This is a genomic window from Rhodococcus sp. NJ-530 (genome assembly GCF_003860625.1).
Lineage (GTDB): Bacteria > Actinomycetota > Actinomycetes > Mycobacteriales > Mycobacteriaceae > Rhodococcus_F > Rhodococcus_F qingshengii.
In genome coordinates this window covers 1,633,722-1,651,845 of sequence record NZ_CP034152.1, presented here as the reverse complement: position 1 = coordinate 1,651,845, position 18,124 = coordinate 1,633,722, and the positions used below count along the sequence as shown (strand labels likewise).

Sequence of the window (18,124 nt, the reverse complement as noted above, 5' to 3'; positions counted from 1 at the left end):
TCGGTTATCCGCACGGGGGTTGGTAGGAATCCCACGGATGGGCCGGCTTGTTGTCCTCACCGAATTCGACGAGCACCAGTCCGCAGAGGCTGTCAGGAGCCAGGTGATCCTGCGAAGAAAACGACAGTGTCAATCCGTCCTGGCCGAAGCTGGCGGGAAGTGCCGAAACCTGTTGAAGAGCATCACGAACGGCCGTCCGATCTCGGTGGTCGCCGGCAATTTCGATTGCCTCGGCCAACATCATGACGGCGTCGTACGCCTGTGCGTCGTAGGCGGTCAGTTGATAATCAGGCCCCTTCACCGCCTGCACCTTGCGACGCAGTTCGGCGGTTCTCGGGTTGTTCTCACTGAGCGAGCCCATGTACACCATGCCGCTCAACGCCTTCGGGTCCGCCAAAGCCCAAGATGCGGGCTGGTTTCCGATGGAAGCGAGTGAGAAGCGTTGCGTCTGCGGGGTGACCTTCGACAAGGTGTTGTGCGCGAGGATTTCGAAGTGCCCGCCGATACTGGCGACCAGAATCGCGTCCGGTTCGGTTTCCGCGAGACGTGAGACCTGTGCGGTGATGTCCGCGGCATCGACCGGCGCCTTTTCGACGCCCGTCACTCTCGCGCACTTCTCGAGCGCCGGCCGCAGGGTCTTGATGATTCCGTCGATGGACGCACTCGCGTCACCGAGAATTCCCAGGGACTTGTACCCCATCTTCTCGAAAGCCCCGCAGTACACCTGGGCGTACTGCTTCAACGAGTTCGGAATCATGAACGAGAAGTCGTTGTCGGGCGCCGAGGCAAAGGCGTCGCTGAGAACGACCGGAGCTATCGCAGGAATCTTCGACTGCTGGAGAATCGACTTGGCCTGCAGCACCGACCCGCTGCCCGTGGCGAGGATGACCGCACTGGACCCGTGATCGACCAACTTCCGAATGATCGACGGGGTCTTGGTGGGACTGCTCTCGTCGTTCTCGACAACCAATTCGACTTGCTTACCGTTGATTCCGCCCGCCTGGTTGATCAGGTCGACGGTCATCCGCACCGTCTTGCCGGCGATCGTGCTGTACGACGCACCGGGCCCGGTGGAGTCCTCGTCCAAACCGATGACGATGGTGTCTTCGGGAATGACACCGGCAGATGCGCACGCGCTCGCCCCGAGGACCACTGCCGCGCAGACGGCGATCGCCTTTCCGAGTCTCACATCGAACTCCCGTCCAAACTGTGCTTGGTAAATCAAACAAGCGCTTGATTTACGAGTGTGGACAGAAGTATGCACTGGGTCACACTGATAGTCAAAATCCGAACTACACGCGCAGGAACTGCGGTGTTACGGCTTCTGCAGCTGCCGGATCGACGAGCTGAGTTCGCGAATGACGGACTTCAATTCGTCGACATCAGAGCGGAGTTCGGCAAGGTCCGAGTCGGGAGATTCGGTCTGCGCTTCCTTCTTCGCCGTGCGCCGCGCAATGCGTGTCACCGGCTCGCCGTCGACGGAACGTGCGGCAAAGCCGTCCAGGAAAACCGAAATCAGATTGCGCTGCAGATCTTCGGCCAATTCGGAAAGCTGCGGGCGATACTGCGCGACGGTGGACCAGACGGATTCACGCAGGAGACGGTGAAACTGTTCGGGATCGATGTCTTCCCGAAACTCCGCGTCGGCAATTCCGCGAGCGATAGCCGATCGCCAGTAGCTGTGTGCCTTCTGAACCAGGATGGTGATGGGCGCGTCCGCCGGTTGCGACGAAAGTATGGCTTCTCCCTGATAGACCTCCGTGGCATACGGGTGATCCACCGCCGAGGCAAAAGAGACCGACACCATCGTGGCCAGGCGATTTCGAGCCGAACCTTCCGGTTCGATCGAGTCCTCGTACCGGACGTTGAGATCTTCGAGGAACCGGACGACGATCTCGTTGGCTATCGCATCCTTGGAGTCGAAGTAGTGATAGAGGCTGCCGGAGAGGATCCCGACTTCGTCGGCGATGTCTCGCACCGTCGTCGCGGCGATCCCCCGCTCACTGAACAGCTTGGCCGCATGAGCGAGTATTTCGTCCCGTCGGGTCGAGCGCACGAGAAGATCCTTCCGACGTTCCGATCGTCAAGCGAGTGCTTGATCAATTTCTCGTCGATGCTAACACCGCACCCTCGCTGACCTGCGGTGTGAGGTCCTGGACACCCAATCGAAACACCGGACACACACTTGTCACCGACAGTCATTCCACCGCAACAACTTCCACCTACTCTGTGCACTCGACGAATACAGCGTTGTATACGCACTCCGGATACAGATCTGTCAGAGCCATTGTCTGCCAGAGCCATCGACACGAAAGGCCCGTACATGCGAACCTTCTCGAAGCGCACCCTTGCCGCGCCGGCCGCTCTCGCCGCGCTGGGCTTGGTTCTCACCGGCTGCGGAAGCAAGGCAACAGACACCGCATCGGGAGATTCGACGGCTACGTCGTGCGTCGACACCTCGGGGGACACGATCAAGGTCGGTTCCCTGAATTCACTCTCGGGCACCATGGCCATCAGTGAAGTGACGGTCCGCGACTCCATCTCGTTGGCGGTGCAGGAGATCAACGATTCCGGCGGTGTACTGGGTAAGAAGATCCAGATCGTCGCAGAGGACGGCGCGTCGGAGCCGACAGTGTTCGCCGAGAAGGCCGAGAAACTGATCAGCAGCGATTGCGTCGCAGCAGTTTTCGGTGGCTGGACCTCCTCGAGCCGCAAGGCCATGCTGCCCGTGTTCGAGGACAACAACTCTTTGCTCTACTACCCGGTCCAGTACGAGGGACTGGAAGATTCGAAGAACATCTTCTATACGGGCGCAACGACCAACCAGCAGATCATCCCGGCTCTGGATTACCTGAAGGAGAAGGGCGTCAAGTCGCTGTATCTGGTCGGCAGCGACTACGTGTTCCCTCAGACCGCCAACCGCATCATCAAGGCGTACGCGGCAGCGAACGGCATCGAGATCAAGGGCGAGGATTACACGCCTCTGGGTTCGACCGACTTCTCCACCATCGTGAACAAGGTCCGCACAGCCGACGCCGATGCCGTGTTCAACACACTCAACGGCGATTCCAACGTTGCGTTCTTCCGTGAATACTCAAATGTCGGCCTGAAGCCCGCCGACATGCCCGTCGTCTCCGTCTCCATTGCGGAGGAAGAGGTCGGTGGTATCGGAGTCCAGAACGTCGAAGGCCAGCTGACGGCGTGGAACTACTACCAGACCATCGACTCCCCCGAGAACAAGAAGTTCGTCGCGGCGTACAAGGCAAAGTTCGGCCAGGACAAGCCCACGTCCGATCCGATGGAAGCGGCATACACCTCCGTCTACCTCTGGAAGAACACCGTCGAGAAGGCCAACTCGTTTGCGGTCAAGGATATTCAGGACAACGCCGACGGTGTGACCTTCCAGGCGCCCGAAGGACTCGTCACCATCGACGGCGACAACCACCACATCACCAAGACTGCCCGGATCGGCGAAATCCGTTCCGACGGACTGATCTACACGGTCTGGGATTCGGGACAGCCGATCGAGCCGGATCCGTACCTGAAGAACTACCCCTGGGCTGAGGGGCTCGGTAGCTGATCGACAAAAGGCGGAATTGACGGAATCGACGAGTAGAGAGGTGGAGCGTCTGTCATGGATGTTGTGATCGGGCAGTTGTTCACGGGTTTGAGTATCGGATCGATTCTCCTGTTGGCAGCGTTGGGGTTGTCTCTCACGTTCGGGCAGATGGGTGTCATCAACATGGCACACGGCGAGTTCATCATGGCCGGCTCGTACACCGCATACGTAGTGCAGCAGGTGATCTCGAATGCAACGGGATCGTTGATCATTTCTCTGCTCGTCGGTTTCGTCGTCGGCGGACTGATGGGTGTTGTGCTCGAAGTGGTCCTGGTATCGCGGATGTACCACCGACCCCTCGACACCCTGTTGGTGACATTCGGCGTCGGATTGATCCTTCAGCAGTTGGCGCGCGACATCTTCGGCGCGCCGGCAGTCAATGTTTCGGCGCCGAGCTGGCTTTCGGGCGGGGTCGATATTTTCGGCGCCGTGGTGCCGAAAACCCGCATCTTCATTCTGGTGTTGGCGATCGCAGCAGTGATCGCACTTTCGGTCGCACTGAAGCAGTCGTCGATGGGTAGACGCATCCGGGCCGTCGTCCAAAATCGCGATCTGGCCGAGACGAGCGGAATCTCCTCTCGTCGTACGGACATCACGACCTTCTTCCTCGGTTCCGGGCTCGCCGGCGTCGCGGGTGTCGCGTTGACGCTCATCGGTTCCACCAGCCCGACCATCGGCCAGTCCTATCTGATCGACGCCTTCCTGGTTGTTGTCGTCGGCGGTCTCGGTCAGATGAAGGGAGCCGTGATCGCAGCCTTCGCCCTCGGCATCTTGAACTCGTTCATCGAGTACTCGACGACAGCGTCGATCGCGAAGGTGATCGTGTTCGTCATCATCGTCGTCTTCCTTCAAGTTCGGCCGCAGGGCCTGTTCGCAGTCAAGACGAGGAGCCTCGTATGAGCATCCTGAACAATTCCCGAATTCGGGTGTGGGGCGGTTTTGCACTCGCCGCCATCGTGCTGTTCGCCGTCGCTCCGGCTGTGCTCTCGGACTTCAGGCTGTCACTGTTGGCCAAATTCCTGTGCTTCGCCATAGTCGCTGTCGGTATCGGTTTGGCTTGGGGCAGAGGCGGAATGCTCACGCTCGGCCAGGGGGTGTTCTTCGGGATCGGCGCATACGTGATGGCGATGCACCTCAAGATCGCCGATGCCGAACTCAAGGGTGACGCGGTCCCGGACTTCATGTCCATCGCCGGCAAGACCGAACTGCCGGGATACTGGCAACCGTTCGCCTCGCCATTCGTGGCGATCTTCGCCATCCTTTTCCTGCCGGCCGCTGTTGCCTTTCTCCTCGGACTCGGTGTGTTCAAGCGGAGAGTCAAGGGCGCGTACTTCGCGATCCTCTCGCAGGCACTCGCCGCGGCTTTCGCAATCCTCTTGATCGGCCAGCAGTCGATCGGTGGCAGCAACGGCCTCAACCGTTTTCGTACGTTCTTCGGTTTCAATCTCAACGATCCGGCGAACAAGCAGATGTTGTTCTTCATCGCTGCCGGAGTTCTTCTCGCATCGGTCGCTCTCATTCGCCAGCTGATGAACTCCCGATACGGCGAACTCCTCGTCGCCGTCCGTGATCAAGAGGAGCGAGTACGTTTCCTCGGATACGATCCCGCGAACATCAAACTGGTCGCCTACGTGACCGCGGCGTTCCTCGCCGGTATCGCCGGCGCGCTGTTCGTTCCGATCGTGGGCATCATCTCCCCCGCCGACGTCGGGATCGTCCCGTCCATCGCTTTCCTCATCGGGGTCGCGATCGGCGGCCGCGCAACGCTTCTCGGTCCGGTACTCGGTGCGATCGGCGTCGCGTGGGCGCAGTCGACATTCTCGGAGAAACTCCCTTCGGGATGGATCTACGCACAAGGGTTGATGTTCATCGTCGTGGTCGGGTTCTTCCCGGCAGGTGTGGCCGGATTGTTCGCCCTGATGCGCCACCGCAAGAAGCGTGAGACCCCGGCCGACCCGCCGGTCAAGGTCTCCCAACCCGAACCAGTGGAGGTGTCGTCATGACCAACACAACCGCCACCAGCGAACCCACACCGGCACTGGGTGGCAACGCCGGAATGTCGTCCGAGTACCTCGAAGTACGAAATCTTTCGGTCAGCTTCGACGGTTTCAAGGCCGTCGACGGCGTCGACTTGACCCTCATGCAGGGCGACCTGAGGTTTCTCATCGGCCCGAACGGGGCTGGAAAGACAACGTTGGTCGACGCCATCACCGGACTCGTTCCCGCGACGGGTTCCATCACGAAGTCCGGCGAGCAACTGCTCGGCAAGAAGGTTCACAAGATCGCCCGCCTCGGCGTCGGGCGAACCTTCCAGACGGCAAGCGTCTTCGAAGAGCTCTCGGTGCTGCAGAATCTCGACATCGCGGCCGGAGCCGGCCGATCACCGTGGAACCTGCTCAGAAAACGCAAAGGTGTGCTTCCCGAGATCGAAGAGGCGCTGGAGACAACCGGGTTGGAGCACCTCAGGGACACCGCCGCAGGCATTCTGGCGCACGGACAGAAGCAGTGGCTCGAAATCGGAATGTTGTTGGTACAGAACTGTTCCGTGCTCCTGCTCGACGAGCCCGTCGCAGGCATGAGCCTCGAGGAGCGCGAGGAGACCGGGCACCTTCTGCGGCGCATCGGCGGTGCGCGAACCGTCGTCGTAGTCGAGCACGACATGGACTTCATGCGATCCTTCGCCACGTCCGTCACAGTGCTCGCCGCTGGGAAAGTGCTTGCCGAAGGAACTGTGGCGGAGGTCCAAGCCGACCCCAAGGTGCAAGAGGTCTACCTCGGCACAGCCGCTGCCGGAACCGATCTCGGCGCCGACACCGAACCGACCCCGGAGGACTGAATCATGCTCGAGCTCGTCGACATCCGCGCCGGCTACGGACGCACCGAAGTGATCCACGGCGTATCCCTGCTGGTTCCCAGCGACGGAGTTGCGGCAGTCATGGGTCACAACGGTGCGGGTAAAACCACCTTGCTGCGCGCCGCCGTCGGTCTGATCAAACCTACACGGGGAAAGGTACTTCTGAACGGTGAGGACATCACCGGTCTACGGCCGAGCGCCCGCGTCGCTCGCGGACTTGCCTACGTACCCCAGGGTCAGCAGTCGTTCGGACAACTGACAACTGCCGAGAATCTTCGGGTGGTCGCCGACGGGCGCAAACGCGGAAAGGCACTCATCGCAGAGGCATTGGATCTGTTTCCCGCACTCACCACGCTCCTCGACCGTCGCGCGGGACTTCTCTCCGGTGGGCAGCGACAACAGCTTGCCATCGCTCGCGCCCTGATCACCGAGCCCAAGATCCTCATTCTGGACGAACCAACCGAGGGCATTCAACCCAACGTGGTCGCCGAAATCGAAAGAACCGTCATGGAACTCACCGAGCGCGGCGATCTCGGTGTCCTCCTCGTAGAGCAGCACATCGGTTTCGCGCTCCAATCTGCTCAGCATTACAGCATTCTCGCGGCCGGACACGTGACCTCGACCGGTGAGGGCGGCACCACGTCCACCGAGGCGGTTCGTCGAGCGATGGCAATCTGACATGAGTGTGCGCCCGCCGCTGCGCGAGCAGGTCTATCGGTCGATCCGGAACGATCTGATGTCGGGTCAGATCGCGCCATCCGAACGACTCGGCGAAGAACGGTTGGCTCATCTCTACGGTGTCTCGCGAACACCGGTGCGCGAAGCGCTCGCGAAGTTGGAATCCGACGGGCTGGTCGAGCGCGACGAACATGGACTCTTTCCGTACCGACCGCACCTCGACGAGTTGGGTGGCCTCTACGAGCTGCGCATACTCCTCGAAGTGCACGGGCTTCGGCGGGTACTCGACGGTGAGGCCCCCGCTCATGATCGAGACGCGCTCGGTTCCGAACTCGACAAGTGGTACGCATTTCTCAAACAGATGCCGGTACCGGACGCCGGCTTCGTGACGCTCGACGAGGAGTTCCACATCGCGCTCCTCGCCTCGTCCGGAAACCATGCGTTGGTCGACGCCTTGCAGGCCGTCAACTCGAAGCTGCGCCCCGTGCGGATGTTCGACTACCTGACTCCCGACCGTATGAAGGCCACCGTGGAGGAACATATCGCCGTCGTCGAGCTGGTTCTGGACGGCAAGATTCCGCAAGCACACGAGGCACTGGTGTCGCACATCGACATCTCTCGTGCGGTTGTCCTCGACCGCGCTCGGCAGGCCCTCTCGTTGGCCGCCATGGCCAACGCTGTGCGGAACTGATCAGCGTCGTGTCGCTGACTTCAGGGTGAAGACTTCGGTGACGTGGTCTCTCGTCAGGGGGATCCTGAGGTACTCCCCCGGTACGGTTGGCTTCGGGCCGAGTACAGAACCGGGGACCGTACCCGTTGTGCCGTCCGAGCATTCGACTGCAACTTCGCTCGTGTAGTCCGCATCAGGCGCAACGTCGCAGGAGAGTCCGGTATCCGTGGTGAAGGCGGAGATGCTCGAATCGGCGGGGCCGTGGATCGCTGTCCCGATTGGATCCGCCGGCGCCGGTGTGCTCGTAGTTGGTGTAGCCGTCGTTGTCGGGGTTGCTGTCGATGTCGGGGTTGCTGTCGATGTCGGGGTTGCTGTCGGTGTCGGCACAGACGCGGTGGTCGTCATCCCTGCAGTGTTCTCAGCTGCCGTGGTCTCAGCTGCCGTGGTCGAAGAAGTCGTCGATGACGGGGGTTCGCTCACCGAAGTAGACGTCGGGCTGACCGCACGCGCAGCAAATCCGGTTGGGAGGCTCAGCGGCGTGACCGGGTATGTCGCGCTGCCAATTCCGCATTGGGCCGTTACAAGATTGAATGTCACGTTTGTGGTGCCCAGTATCTGCGCCCCCAGAATCGCAAAAGCTGCCATCGAAAGACTCACGCTCAGCGTCGATTGCGCCGTTGTTGCCGTGGACGTTCGCGTGCTCACGAGCTTGATGTTCGTGTATTGAATCGTCGCCAAGCCAGCGGCGTTCACAGTGGCGTCCGCCCCTGTTACCGTCACCGATGCGTTCTCGGCAGGCTGTGGAATCGTGAGGACGCGAGATCCCACCGTCACCTGATTCGTGGGGCTACTCGCCGATACCGATGCCCTGTTCGAGGTATCGCACGCAGCCCCTGCCGTAATCGGCGATGCCACAGTGACTATCGGCGCACTGACCAGATCAACCCCCAGTAGAGACAGCAAGTTCACTGTCACGGTCATCGAGGTGAGTGTCGACGTCGCATCGGTATCCGAAACAATTGCCGACTGGCAGCGGCCGCTCGCAGGCTGCCCGACCGAGTAGGCAGCGCACGACGAGATCGATCCGGTCCGGGACAACGAGTTGACGCCCAGTAGCTTTGCTACCACCAGATTGGTTGTGTCCAGGTCCTTTCCAATCGTGTTCTGTTGTGAGACACCTTCGAACATCGAACTGCCGAAAAGATCTATCACGATTCCGCCACTGGACAACCCGAGCCCGCCGGCGCCTCTGCCGTACCCACTCGTCGTCCATGAACCGGTGGAAATCGGGCCGGTAACGTACTCGGAGTCTGTCCACGCCGCTTCTGTCTCTCCGAGGAGTGGGTGAGACGAGAAACCAGAGCCCAGAACAACCGCAACTGCCAATATGATGACTGAAAACAGGTGGCGACGCTTCATTGTCTACCGCCGTCTGGCGGTAGAAGAACCTGAATGGGTTCGGTTTTCGGGTCGGCCGAGTCGGCATCATCGTCGTCATCGGTATTGCGCGGCCAGAATACCGCGACCACCAAAGCGGCCATGGTCAGCGTGATCGCCCCCAGAACAAGAGGATTCGAGAAGTAGACGATCACCCGCGCCAATCCCGGAACGTGCCAGAGCACCTTTCGGACCGTGGTGACCTCGTATACCGCGGGATCAGCCGAAGCGTTGGCATCACCCTTGAGATCGAGAATCGTGATGCCGTTGTCCTGGGTACGAGCGGAGACGACCCGGTGGGTCACCGGCAGTTCGGACACTCCCCGATCGACGGTGACGACGTCGCCCACCTCGACGGAATCTGCCGGTACTTCCCGCACAACTGCCAGAGATCCGGTTGGAATGGTCGGCGACATCGATCCGGTCTTGAACATGATCAGTGTGATGTCGAAAACGAAGGCACAGATCACCAAAGCGATACAGATGACCCCACCGACTGCAAGAACCTGAAGGATGCAGTCCCCGATGATCGTGGGGACCGAACGCTTCTTCGTCCGGGCATGTGTTGCCCGGGCATGTGTTGGCATTGCAGCTCCTTCAGGGTGTTGCACTGAACTGCCAAGTGGGAGTTGCCGTTTTACCGGTCAGCGCCGAGTTGCTCCAATTAGCCGAGGTTGCGGGCAGCGAAATCTCGAAGCACAGCGCCACCGCGGCGCCCGGGGACGCTCCACCGGTGGGTAGCGCGATGGCCCCGACTGCGGAACCAGTTGAGAGCGACGGAAACACCGTCGCACTTCCCACCACGAATTGTGGTGTTCCCGCGGAGAAGGCCGACGCATCACAGGTCGTCGACTTGACCACCCGATACCGCAGCGCCGACGCCAGAGTGGAGTCGCCGGCAACCGTGGCCGCCTGCAGAGTGACGGATGCTGCCGGCGAGACCGGCACTGTTCGAAGAGATATCGGGCCGTACGAGAACGCACCGGGGCGAATCAGGAGCGCCGAGGGCGTGTACGTGAAAACGCCAGGGGCACTGGATGAATGCGACGACCATCCGCCGCCGACGTTCGACTCGATTCCGAATGTTCCGGTGCGAAACGATGCATCGCCCATCGTGCTGTCCACCCAACTGGCCGCCACGGTGGTTGCACCGATACCCAGGACGAGTCCCGAGGCCGCCAGTGCGTACACCTGACGCATTCGCCGTGTGACCACGCAGGCGTCAGGGGGTGGACTGGCCGGTGAACTGCCAGAGCAAGCGCCCGGTGTTCTTGCCCGACACGATCGAAGGGTCGACTCCGGCAGGCAGCGTGACCGCGAAGCACAGTTCCACCGGCACGCCCGTGCCTAGCAAGGTGACATCCGAACCCGAACCTGCCGTCAAGGCCACCGGACTGGCTGTCGTGCCTACCCATGCTGTTCCTGCTCCAATTCCCGCTGCCGTGCAGGTCGTGGAGGGGACACCTCGATACACCGAGTACCGCAGGGCGGGTTTGAGGTCGGTATCACCGCCCGTTGCACCGAGTAGTTGTACCGTCGCGCCGGAAGTGCTGGCCGTGGGACCGATCCGAAGCGCTACCGGCGCGTATACCGTCGTTCCGGGTGAGAGTGCGTCGAATCCCGTGCTGAATTGGAAGTGGCCGGCGGAAGCGTCCACTTGATACTCACCCCAGGTCGTCAGTCCGTCGAAGCTGCCCTGGAGATTCCAACTTCCCGTCTTGAACTGCGCGTCGCCGAAAACGTTGTCTGTCCACGCCGCCAAGGTGACAGCGGCGCCGATACCGAGGACAAGTCCTCCGGCAAGTAACGCACGTACTTTGCGCTTGTTTACAGCCTTCCGATCAGTGGCCATGCTGGTCTCGATTCACTTGGAATGCGAAAGAACCTCCGATTCGGGAAATCTAGCCCCCAATTTCATCCGAAATATCCGAAATGACCGAAATCGAGACAAGAACTTCACGCCTTGTCCGCCTCGCTACCATTCGTGGGCGCTGACCAGGCGGAAATAGGAAAGCCGGCCAGATGGTTGCACCTTCCAACGACGTTTGCGTTCTATTCGCTGAGAAAGGCACCACATTCATGGCCGTCCCACTTTCCATCCTCGATCTCGCCCACATCGGCGACAACGAAACCGCCAAAGACAGCTTCGACGCCAGCGTGACCTTGGCGCAGCGTGCCGAGGAGTGGGGTTACAAGCGAATCTGGTATGCCGAGCACCACAACATGGGTTCCATCGCGTCTTCGGCCACCAGCGTTCTGATCAGCCACGTCGCCGCGCACACCAGCAAAATCCGCCTCGGCGCCGGTGGAATCATGCTGCCCAACCACGCGCCGCTGACGATCGCCGAGCAGTTCGGCACCCTCGAGACTCTGCACCCGGGTCGCATCGATCTCGGTCTCGGTCGCGCGCCCGGTAGTGATCAGAAGACCATGCAGGCTTTGCGACGCGACCCGAGTTCTTCGGACAGCTTCCCGCAGGACGTACTCGAGCTTCAGGGCTACCTCGGCGACACTTCGCGCGTCCCCGGAATCAATGCCGTTCCCGGTAAGGGCACTCACGTTCCGCTCTACATTCTCGGATCGTCACTGTTCGGAGCCAAGCTCGCCGCGATGCTCGGCCTGCCGTATGCATTTGCCTCGCACTTCGCCCCCAACGCCCTGCGCGACGCCGTCGCGATCTATCGACGCGAGTTCAAACCGTCGGAGCAGTTGGCGGAGCCGTACGTCATCGCGGGCGTCAACGTCATCGCCGCCGACACCCATGAGCAGGCTCAGCAGGACTTCCTCGCGGCCAAGCGTTCGCGCGTCAGCCTTCTTCTCGGACGCGGACGCAAGTTCACGGACGACGAAGCGGACATGCTGCTCGACTCCCCCGCGGGTCAGCAGGTTCTGCAGATGACCAAGTACAGCGCCATCGGCACGCCCACGGAGGTCCGCGCCTACCTCGACGAGTTCACCGAGCATGCACAGGCCGACGAGCTGATCACGGTGTCGACCGGCACCAACCGCGAGGCTTGGTTGCGCACGTTCGAACTCCTCGCCGACGTGAGCGATCTGGTACCCGCCTAAGCTGCCGGTATGGGCGATCCATCCCGTCGCGGGTTCATCTCGGTACTGGCAGTTCTACTTTCGACGGGTTGGGCCGCCAACCACTTTGCTTCGCTCATCCCGGTTCTCCGGGTGGACGAGGGTCTTTCGCATACCGTGCTCGACGGTGTTTTCGGTATCTACGCGCTCGGACTCCTACCCGGCCTGTTAACCGGTGGAGCACTGTCGGATCGCGTCGGCCGAGCTGTAGTCGTCCTGCCCGGAGCGCTCATAGCCTCGCTCGGAACCTTGATTCTTCTTCTCTGGCACGACGCGCCCGGGCTCATGGTCGGGCGCCTCGTTGTCGGTATCGGTGCCGGTCTGGCAATCGGCGCCGGCACCGCGTGGGCGGCTGACCTTCGCGGCAAGTCCGGAACCGTGATGGCGGGCGTAGTACTCACCTCGGGTTTTGCACTGGGACCACTGTTTTCGGGTCTGTTGGCACAATTTGCCGCCTTCCCACTCGCTACGCCCTTTGTCGTCTCGGCCGTCTTGTCGGTGGGTTCGGTTACCGCGGCAGCTGTGTGGAGTCGTACACCCGTTCCCGTAGAAGCCGCGACCATCACACCCGTCCCAGACGGCGCGGAGCGCTCCGTCGCAAATGCGCCAGACGGCGCGGAGCGCTCCGTCGCAAATGCGCTGCTCTGGGCACTTCCGTTGGCTCCATGGGTGTTCGCCAGCGCAACAGTGTCTTTCGTGACCATGACGGCCAGGCTCGGGGACCGCTACTCAGGTCCTCTCCTTCCGGGTTTCGCGGCGGCGCTGACTCTGGGTGCTGGAATCCTGGTTCAAACCGCTGCGCGCCATCGCAATTGGGGTCCTCAGGCCGGCACGACAGGCGCCGCACTGGCGGCACTCGGATACTGCCTGGTCGCAGTCGGCGGCGCGCACCCCGCGCTCGGGTTGTTCATCGTCTGCGCGCTCGTCCTCGGTACGGCCTACGGACTGTGTCTGCGTGAGGGACTGCTCGACCTCGAGTCGCTGGCTCCCCCGGCCTCGCGGGGCGCCCTGACCGGGATCTTCTACGTCGGCACCTATCTCGGATTCGGACTGCCGGTGCTACTTGTTGTCATCGAACCCACGATGGGTCCGTCACTGCCGTTGGTGATCCTCGCCGCTGTTGCCGCCGTCGTTGCCGTGGTCCGATTCCGTCGATTGCGGTCGACCCAGGCTTCCTCGTCACATCCGCGTCTCGAAGCCGCATCGGTCTGAACACCCGTTCGGACGGAGTTGGCGGTACTTGCAGTCGCAGCTACCCGGCGGTGTTAGCGTCGGAGGACCAGAAGGTCACTGCGTAGGGACACAGCAATGGGCAAGAGCGAGGCGGGCAAGGCCGAATCGGCCAAGAGTAGTGCGGACGACCTGACGGGTCGGCGCATCCTGATCACCGGCGCTGCCCGCAATATCGGTTCTTCGCTGGCCAGACGCCTGTACGACCGTGGTGCGTCCGTGGGACTGCTCGGCCTCGAGCCTGAACTTCTCGAACAAGTCGCCACTTCCTGCGGCCGCGCGCCGTGGCAGTTGTGCGACGTCGCCGACCTCGAGCAGGTATCTCGCGGCGTCGACTACATCGCTGAGAAGCTGGGAGGCATCGACGTCGTCGTCGCCAATGCCGGGGTCGAGGCGAACTCGTCGATCCTCGGCGGCGACCCTGCGGACATGCGCCGCGCCGTCGAAGTCAACCTCATGGGCACGTACTACACCCTGCGCGCAGCAGGTCCGCACATCAGTCACGAAAACGGTTACGCCCTGGTGGTCGCCTCGGCCCACGGCGCCGCCAAGCATCCGTTTCGCGGACCGTTCGGTGCTTCGCGCGCCGGCGTCGACGCGTTGGGTGACGCGTTGCGCTTGGAAATGAAACACCTCGGCACCAAGGTGGGCGTCGCGTACATCGGCGACATCGACACCGATACCACCGCACTCTCTTTCGACGGCGCTCGCGGAACCCTCGCCAGCGCCGGCACCACGACCGTCGCTGACGCCGTCGACGCGTTCGAGCGCGGTATCGTCGGCCGGAAGTCACGCGTACACGCGCCCCGCCGCAGCGCCGCGGTTCGCCACATCGCGCAACGAGCTATCGACCTCCGTCCCTCTCACATCCGTGGAGTCGCATGAACCCCCGCATCCCGCCCGGCCGATTCAAGGACCTCGGTCCGATCAACTGGGGAATCTGGCGTGTCCTGTCGAAGGCTGCCGGAGCACCCGATGCGCATCTGTTCAGCACCTTGGGGCGCACGGGTGGACTCTTCCGCGGTTGGCTGCACTACTCCGGCTCACTCATGCCCGGCGGCAAGATCTCTCGCCACGACACCGAACTGATCATCCTGCGGGTCGCGCACCTGCGGGACTGCGGTTACGAGATGGATCACCACATCAGGCTCGGCCGCAAAGCCGGAATCGACGCAGAAGAACTGGCCCGAATCATCGAGGGCCCTGGCGCTTCCGAGTTGAGTCCGCGTCACCGTGCGATCTTGACTGCGGTCGACGAGTTGGTCACCACCAAGGACGTCACCGACGACACGTGGGGAACGCTCTCGCAGCATCTCGACGATCGTCGGTTGATCGAATTCACCTTGTTGGTCACTCAGTACGACGGCCTGGCCACCACGATCGGAACCTTGCGGGTTCAGCGCGACTTCTCCTGAAGTTCCGCGGCGGCCGTAACTCAGCTCTAACCCGAAGACATCTGGACGAAACACCTGATCAATAGCGTATACAGGTATGTCGACAGGGATGAATACGGCGCCGGAGCCACTGCGTGAGGTGGTCTACCGGGAACTACGCACCGAACTGGTCAACGGGACTATCGGGTTCGATCAGCGCCTGACGGAACCGAAACTCTCCACGCGTTTCGGCATTTCTCGCACACCAGTACGGGAAGCGTTGACGATGCTGTGCGCCGATGGACTCCTGCGCCGGGAAGAGTACGGGTTCTCCGCCGTGCGCCCGAGTATCCCGCGGATCCGAGATCTGTATGAACTCCGAATCACTCTGGAACTACAAGGAATTACCCGGGCGATCGCAGATCCGACGATCCGGCACGACCGAACAATCCTCGACGACGAATTGGTGCGGTGGCGTGCCCTGGCTCTCGATCCGCCCGCTCAGGAACCGGGGTTCGTCGAACTGGACGAGGAATTCCACGTCGCCGTACTGAGGGCGTCGGGAAACAATGAACTGGTCGCGTCGCTGCTGTCGGTGAATTCCCGTATCCGGCACGTTCGGATGTACGACTTCATGGTCAACGGCCGCATCGACACCTCGATCGCGGAGCACATTCGAATCCTCGAAGAACTACGTGCCGGCAATCTGCCCGAGGCCCGCACGCTTTTGCACCAGCACATCGGCGAGTCTCTCGACGTCGTCCTCGACCGGGTGACCCGCGCGATCACCGCGCTCTCACTCGCCAACATCACGGACTGATCGGAGCAGTACACACCATGACCATCGCAGCAGAAGTTTTCACCCCGACAGCCCGGGTCGAGCAGGCATTCCAGCGGATCGAGGAAGTAGATCGCCCCGAAGTCTGGATCACGTTGCGCCGCAAGGAAGATGTGCTTGCCGATGCCGCTTCGGTCGAAGCCAGAATCGCCACGGGCGAGCATCTTCCTCTGGCTGGGCGTCTGGTCGCCGTCAAGGACAACGTCGACGTCGCCGGTCTGCCGACCACAGCGGCGTGCCCCGAATTCGCGTATTCGCCGGACGAAACCGCCAGTGCCGTTGCGCGGTTGATCGAGCACGGGGCTGTTGTTCTGGGGAAGACCAATCTGGACCAGTTCGCCACCGGACTGGTCGGAACGCGCAGTCCGTACGGAGCCGTTCGCTGCGCCTGGGACGAAGAGTTGATCTCGGGCGGTAGTAGCTCCGGATCCGCCGTCGCTGTCGCGCTGGGAATTGCAGACATCGGAATCGGCACCGACACCGCCGGTTCCGGCCGGGTGCCGGCAGCGTTCCACGGGATCTACGGACTCAAGCTCTCGCTCGGCGTCATCCCAGCCCACGGAGTAGTGCCCGCCTGCGTGGACTACGACGCTCTGACGGTATTTGCCGACGACCTCGAATCGGCAACCGCGGCAGCGGCAATCATGATCGGCCACGAACCTCGGGATCCCCGCAGCCGCGTCTGGCCTTCCGACGTTCGTCTCGCGGCGGCGCCGAATCCCCGCGTCGCCGTCCCCCGAATCGAGGATCTCGCTCAACTGAGCCCGTCGTATACAGCAGCATTTCAGGACACTGTGACAGCTCTGGTAGCCGGCGGCGCCGAGACCGAGACCGTCGACATCTCCGGGCTGCTCGACGCGGCCCGATTGCTCTACGACGGCGCCGTAGTGGCGCAGCGGTACGCCGCTGCCGGCGAGTTCCTCGAAACTCGTCCTGCCGGAGCAGATCCCGCGGTGTCCGACATCGTGCTCGGTGCGAAGCACCCCACCGGATACCAGCTAGTCGACGATCTCGATGCTCTCACCCGCGCCAAGGCTGCCGCCCGGGAACTCCTCGCCGGGTTCGACGCCCTACTGCTTCCCACCACCACCGAACACCCGACGATTGCCGCCGTGACCGAGGATCCGTTCGGAATCAACCGCCGGATGGGAACTTTCACCAACTTCTGCAACCTGCTCGACATGGCGGCCGTCGCGGCGCCCGGACACCGCACTGCCGAAGATCACCCGTTCGGCGTCATGTTCGTCGTACCCGCTTTCGACGACCAGAGCGCCATCGACCTCGCTGCGCGACTCGGCGGTGTGCCTTCACCTACCCTCGTCGATACCGGAATCGACCTCGCAGTATTCGGCGCTCACCTGCGCGGGCAACCCCTCAACACACAGTTGGTCGACCTCGGCGCGCGGTACGTCGAAACCGTCACGACCTCGGATGCCTACCGGCTCTTCGCTCTCGACACGACGCCACCGAAGCCCGGCCTGGTACGCCGTGGCCCTGGACTCGGCGCACCGGTCGTCGGCGAGATCTTCCGAATCTCACCGGCCGGGCTGGGAACATTCCTCGCCGCCTTGCCTGCACCGATGGCGCTCACGAGCGTCGAGTTATCCGACGGCAGAACGACAGTCGGTTTCAGCTGCACTCATGACGCCGTAAACGGCGCAGCTGACATCACCGACTACGGCGGTTGGGCCGCGTACCTCTCTCGCTGACAGTCACGGCTTGCAGATTCGAGTGACGGCCTCGCGCACCACTTCACGGCGGCGCGCGATCTCGTCGGCGTCGACGTTCTGGTTGTCGGCCACACCGGGGGCCACCACCCAGCCGAACACGAGGCCGAACAGCATCGTGATCAGGTCCTGGGGGTCCCAGTGCTTCGAGATGAGGCCGTCTTCTTGAGCCTTGCGAATCGTGGCCATTCGCGGAACCCAGCTGGAATGTTCCTCGGCCAGCTTCTTCATCCGTGGTGCCTCACCCTGCAATTGACCCCAGATCATCATCCGTTGAATCTGTGGTTTGCCGAGCATTGCGTCGAACAGTTCGACGGCATGCGCGGGCATGTCTTCACCGGTGAACTCGACGGATTCCATCGCCTGCTCGAAGTCGACGTCGAGCACCGCGTGGAACAACGCGACCTTGTCACCGAAATAGGCGTAGAGGCGCTCCTTACTGGCGTTTCCGTTCTTCGCAATCCGATCGATGCGCGCACCGGCAAGCCCGTAGGTGCCGAATTCTTCTTGCGCAGCGTCGAGGATTCGCTGTTTCGTCGCGGTCACGTCAGTGGGAGCCATAGTGATGATGGTAACCGAACGAACTATTTCGTTTGACTCACCCGAGAAGG

20 protein-coding genes are annotated in these 18,124 nt (G+C 62.0%); 14 read left to right on the top strand and 6 right to left on the bottom strand.

The genetic code is table 11. The features are described 5' to 3' along the window. Window positions 1-4: 4 nt before the first annotated feature. Together EHW12_RS07700 and EHW12_RS07695 are read right to left on the bottom strand one after the other, a co-directional pair. Entirely contained in the window at window positions 5-1,189 is a 1,185-nt protein-coding gene (locus tag EHW12_RS07700; protein ID WP_042452925.1) for an ABC transporter substrate-binding protein, read from the bottom strand. Between the two features lie 126 nt (window positions 1,190-1,315). After that, window positions 1,316-2,056: a TetR/AcrR family transcriptional regulator gene (locus EHW12_RS07695; protein ID WP_125050466.1), complete on the bottom strand. Its 741-nt coding sequence runs from the start codon at window positions 2,054-2,056 to the stop codon at window positions 1,316-1,318. Window positions 2,057-2,323: 267 nt separating this feature from the next. Here EHW12_RS07695 and urtA point away from each other — a divergent pair, with 267 nt between their 5' ends. From urtA to EHW12_RS07655, 8 genes are all read left to right on the top strand, one after another. Continuing rightward, window positions 2,324-3,580: an urea ABC transporter substrate-binding protein gene (urtA, locus tag EHW12_RS07690; protein ID WP_007735391.1), complete on the top strand. Its 1,257-nt coding sequence runs from the start codon at window positions 2,324-2,326 to the stop codon at window positions 3,578-3,580. A 54-nt stretch (window positions 3,581-3,634) separates the two neighbouring features. After that, window positions 3,635-4,519, top strand: a complete 885-nt coding sequence (urtB, locus tag EHW12_RS07685) for an urea ABC transporter permease subunit UrtB (RefSeq protein WP_003941514.1) — start codon at window positions 3,635-3,637, stop codon at window positions 4,517-4,519. Next, window positions 4,516-5,622: an urea ABC transporter permease subunit UrtC gene (gene urtC / locus EHW12_RS07680; protein WP_007735392.1), complete on the top strand. Its 1,107-nt coding sequence runs from the start codon at window positions 4,516-4,518 to the stop codon at window positions 5,620-5,622. Before urtB ends, urtC begins: the two co-directional genes overlap by 4 nt. Continuing rightward, window positions 5,619-6,455, top strand: a complete 837-nt coding sequence (gene urtD, locus EHW12_RS07675) for an urea ABC transporter ATP-binding protein UrtD (protein ID WP_064114034.1) — start codon at window positions 5,619-5,621, stop codon at window positions 6,453-6,455. Before urtC ends, urtD begins: the two co-directional genes overlap by 4 nt. Window positions 6,456-6,458: 3 nt before the next feature. Next, complete coding sequence (urtE, locus tag EHW12_RS07670; RefSeq protein WP_003941544.1) at window positions 6,459-7,151, top strand: urea ABC transporter ATP-binding subunit UrtE; 693 nt, start codon at window positions 6,459-6,461, stop codon at window positions 7,149-7,151. Window position 7,152: 1 nt separating this feature from the next. Beyond that, a complete protein-coding gene (locus EHW12_RS07665; protein WP_042923309.1) occupies window positions 7,153-7,842 on the top strand; it encodes a GntR family transcriptional regulator in 690 nt (229 codons plus the stop codon). Window positions 7,843-8,047: 205 nt separating this feature from the next. Then, on the top strand, window positions 8,048-8,548 hold the full coding sequence (locus tag EHW12_RS07660) for a hypothetical protein (RefSeq protein ID WP_064114035.1): 501 nt from the start codon (window positions 8,048-8,050) through the stop codon (window positions 8,546-8,548). 114 nt (window positions 8,549-8,662) lie between these two features. Continuing rightward, entirely contained in the window at window positions 8,663-8,884 is a 222-nt protein-coding gene (locus tag EHW12_RS07655) for a hypothetical protein (protein WP_042923314.1), read from the top strand. Window positions 8,885-9,236: 352 nt separating this feature from the next. On the opposite strand, the gene EHW12_RS07650 is transcribed toward EHW12_RS07655, so the two are convergent. From EHW12_RS07650 to EHW12_RS07640, 3 genes are read right to left on the bottom strand one after another with little or no spacing between them, the layout of a single operon-like run. Continuing rightward, window positions 9,237-9,845, bottom strand: coding sequence for a signal peptidase I (locus tag EHW12_RS07650; protein ID WP_054827776.1), 609 nt, complete (start codon window positions 9,843-9,845; stop codon window positions 9,237-9,239). Between the two features lie 10 nt (window positions 9,846-9,855). Then, on the bottom strand, window positions 9,856-10,473 hold the full coding sequence (locus EHW12_RS07645) for a hypothetical protein (RefSeq protein WP_241199122.1): 618 nt from the start codon (window positions 10,471-10,473) through the stop codon (window positions 9,856-9,858). 7 nt (window positions 10,474-10,480) lie between these two features. Continuing rightward, complete coding sequence (locus tag EHW12_RS07640) at window positions 10,481-11,110, bottom strand: SipW-dependent-type signal peptide-containing protein (protein WP_007735401.1); 630 nt, start codon at window positions 11,108-11,110, stop codon at window positions 10,481-10,483. Between the two features lie 227 nt (window positions 11,111-11,337). On the opposite strand from EHW12_RS07640, the gene EHW12_RS07635 reads away from it, so the two are divergent. The 6 genes from EHW12_RS07635 (at window position 11,338) to atzF (ending at window position 17,495) form a co-directional block, all read left to right on the top strand. Continuing rightward, window positions 11,338-12,327 (top strand): LLM class flavin-dependent oxidoreductase, encoded by a 990-nt coding sequence (locus EHW12_RS07635; RefSeq protein WP_039973481.1) that lies wholly within the window; start codon window positions 11,338-11,340, stop codon window positions 12,325-12,327. 9 nt (window positions 12,328-12,336) lie between these two features. Next, window positions 12,337-13,557 (top strand): MFS transporter, encoded by a 1,221-nt coding sequence (locus EHW12_RS07630; protein WP_125050465.1) that lies wholly within the window; start codon window positions 12,337-12,339, stop codon window positions 13,555-13,557. Window positions 13,558-13,653: 96 nt separating this feature from the next. Continuing rightward, a complete protein-coding gene (locus EHW12_RS07625) occupies window positions 13,654-14,460 on the top strand; it encodes an SDR family NAD(P)-dependent oxidoreductase (RefSeq protein ID WP_125050464.1) in 807 nt (268 codons plus the stop codon). Further along, window positions 14,457-14,990 (top strand): carboxymuconolactone decarboxylase family protein, encoded by a 534-nt coding sequence (locus tag EHW12_RS07620; protein ID WP_003941526.1) that lies wholly within the window; start codon window positions 14,457-14,459, stop codon window positions 14,988-14,990. Before EHW12_RS07625 ends, EHW12_RS07620 begins: the two co-directional genes overlap by 4 nt. 76 nt (window positions 14,991-15,066) lie before the next feature. Next, a complete protein-coding gene (locus EHW12_RS07615; protein ID WP_019744458.1) occupies window positions 15,067-15,768 on the top strand; it encodes a GntR family transcriptional regulator in 702 nt (233 codons plus the stop codon). 17 nt (window positions 15,769-15,785) lie between these two features. Further along, entirely contained in the window at window positions 15,786-17,495 is a 1,710-nt protein-coding gene (gene atzF / locus EHW12_RS07610; RefSeq protein ID WP_125050463.1) for an allophanate hydrolase, read from the top strand. A gap of 3 nt (window positions 17,496-17,498) precedes the next feature. Here the strand turns inward: atzF and EHW12_RS07605 are convergent, their stop codons facing one another. Next, entirely contained in the window at window positions 17,499-18,074 is a 576-nt protein-coding gene (locus EHW12_RS07605; RefSeq protein ID WP_003941498.1) for a TetR family transcriptional regulator, read from the bottom strand. Window positions 18,075-18,124 lie beyond the last annotated feature (50 nt).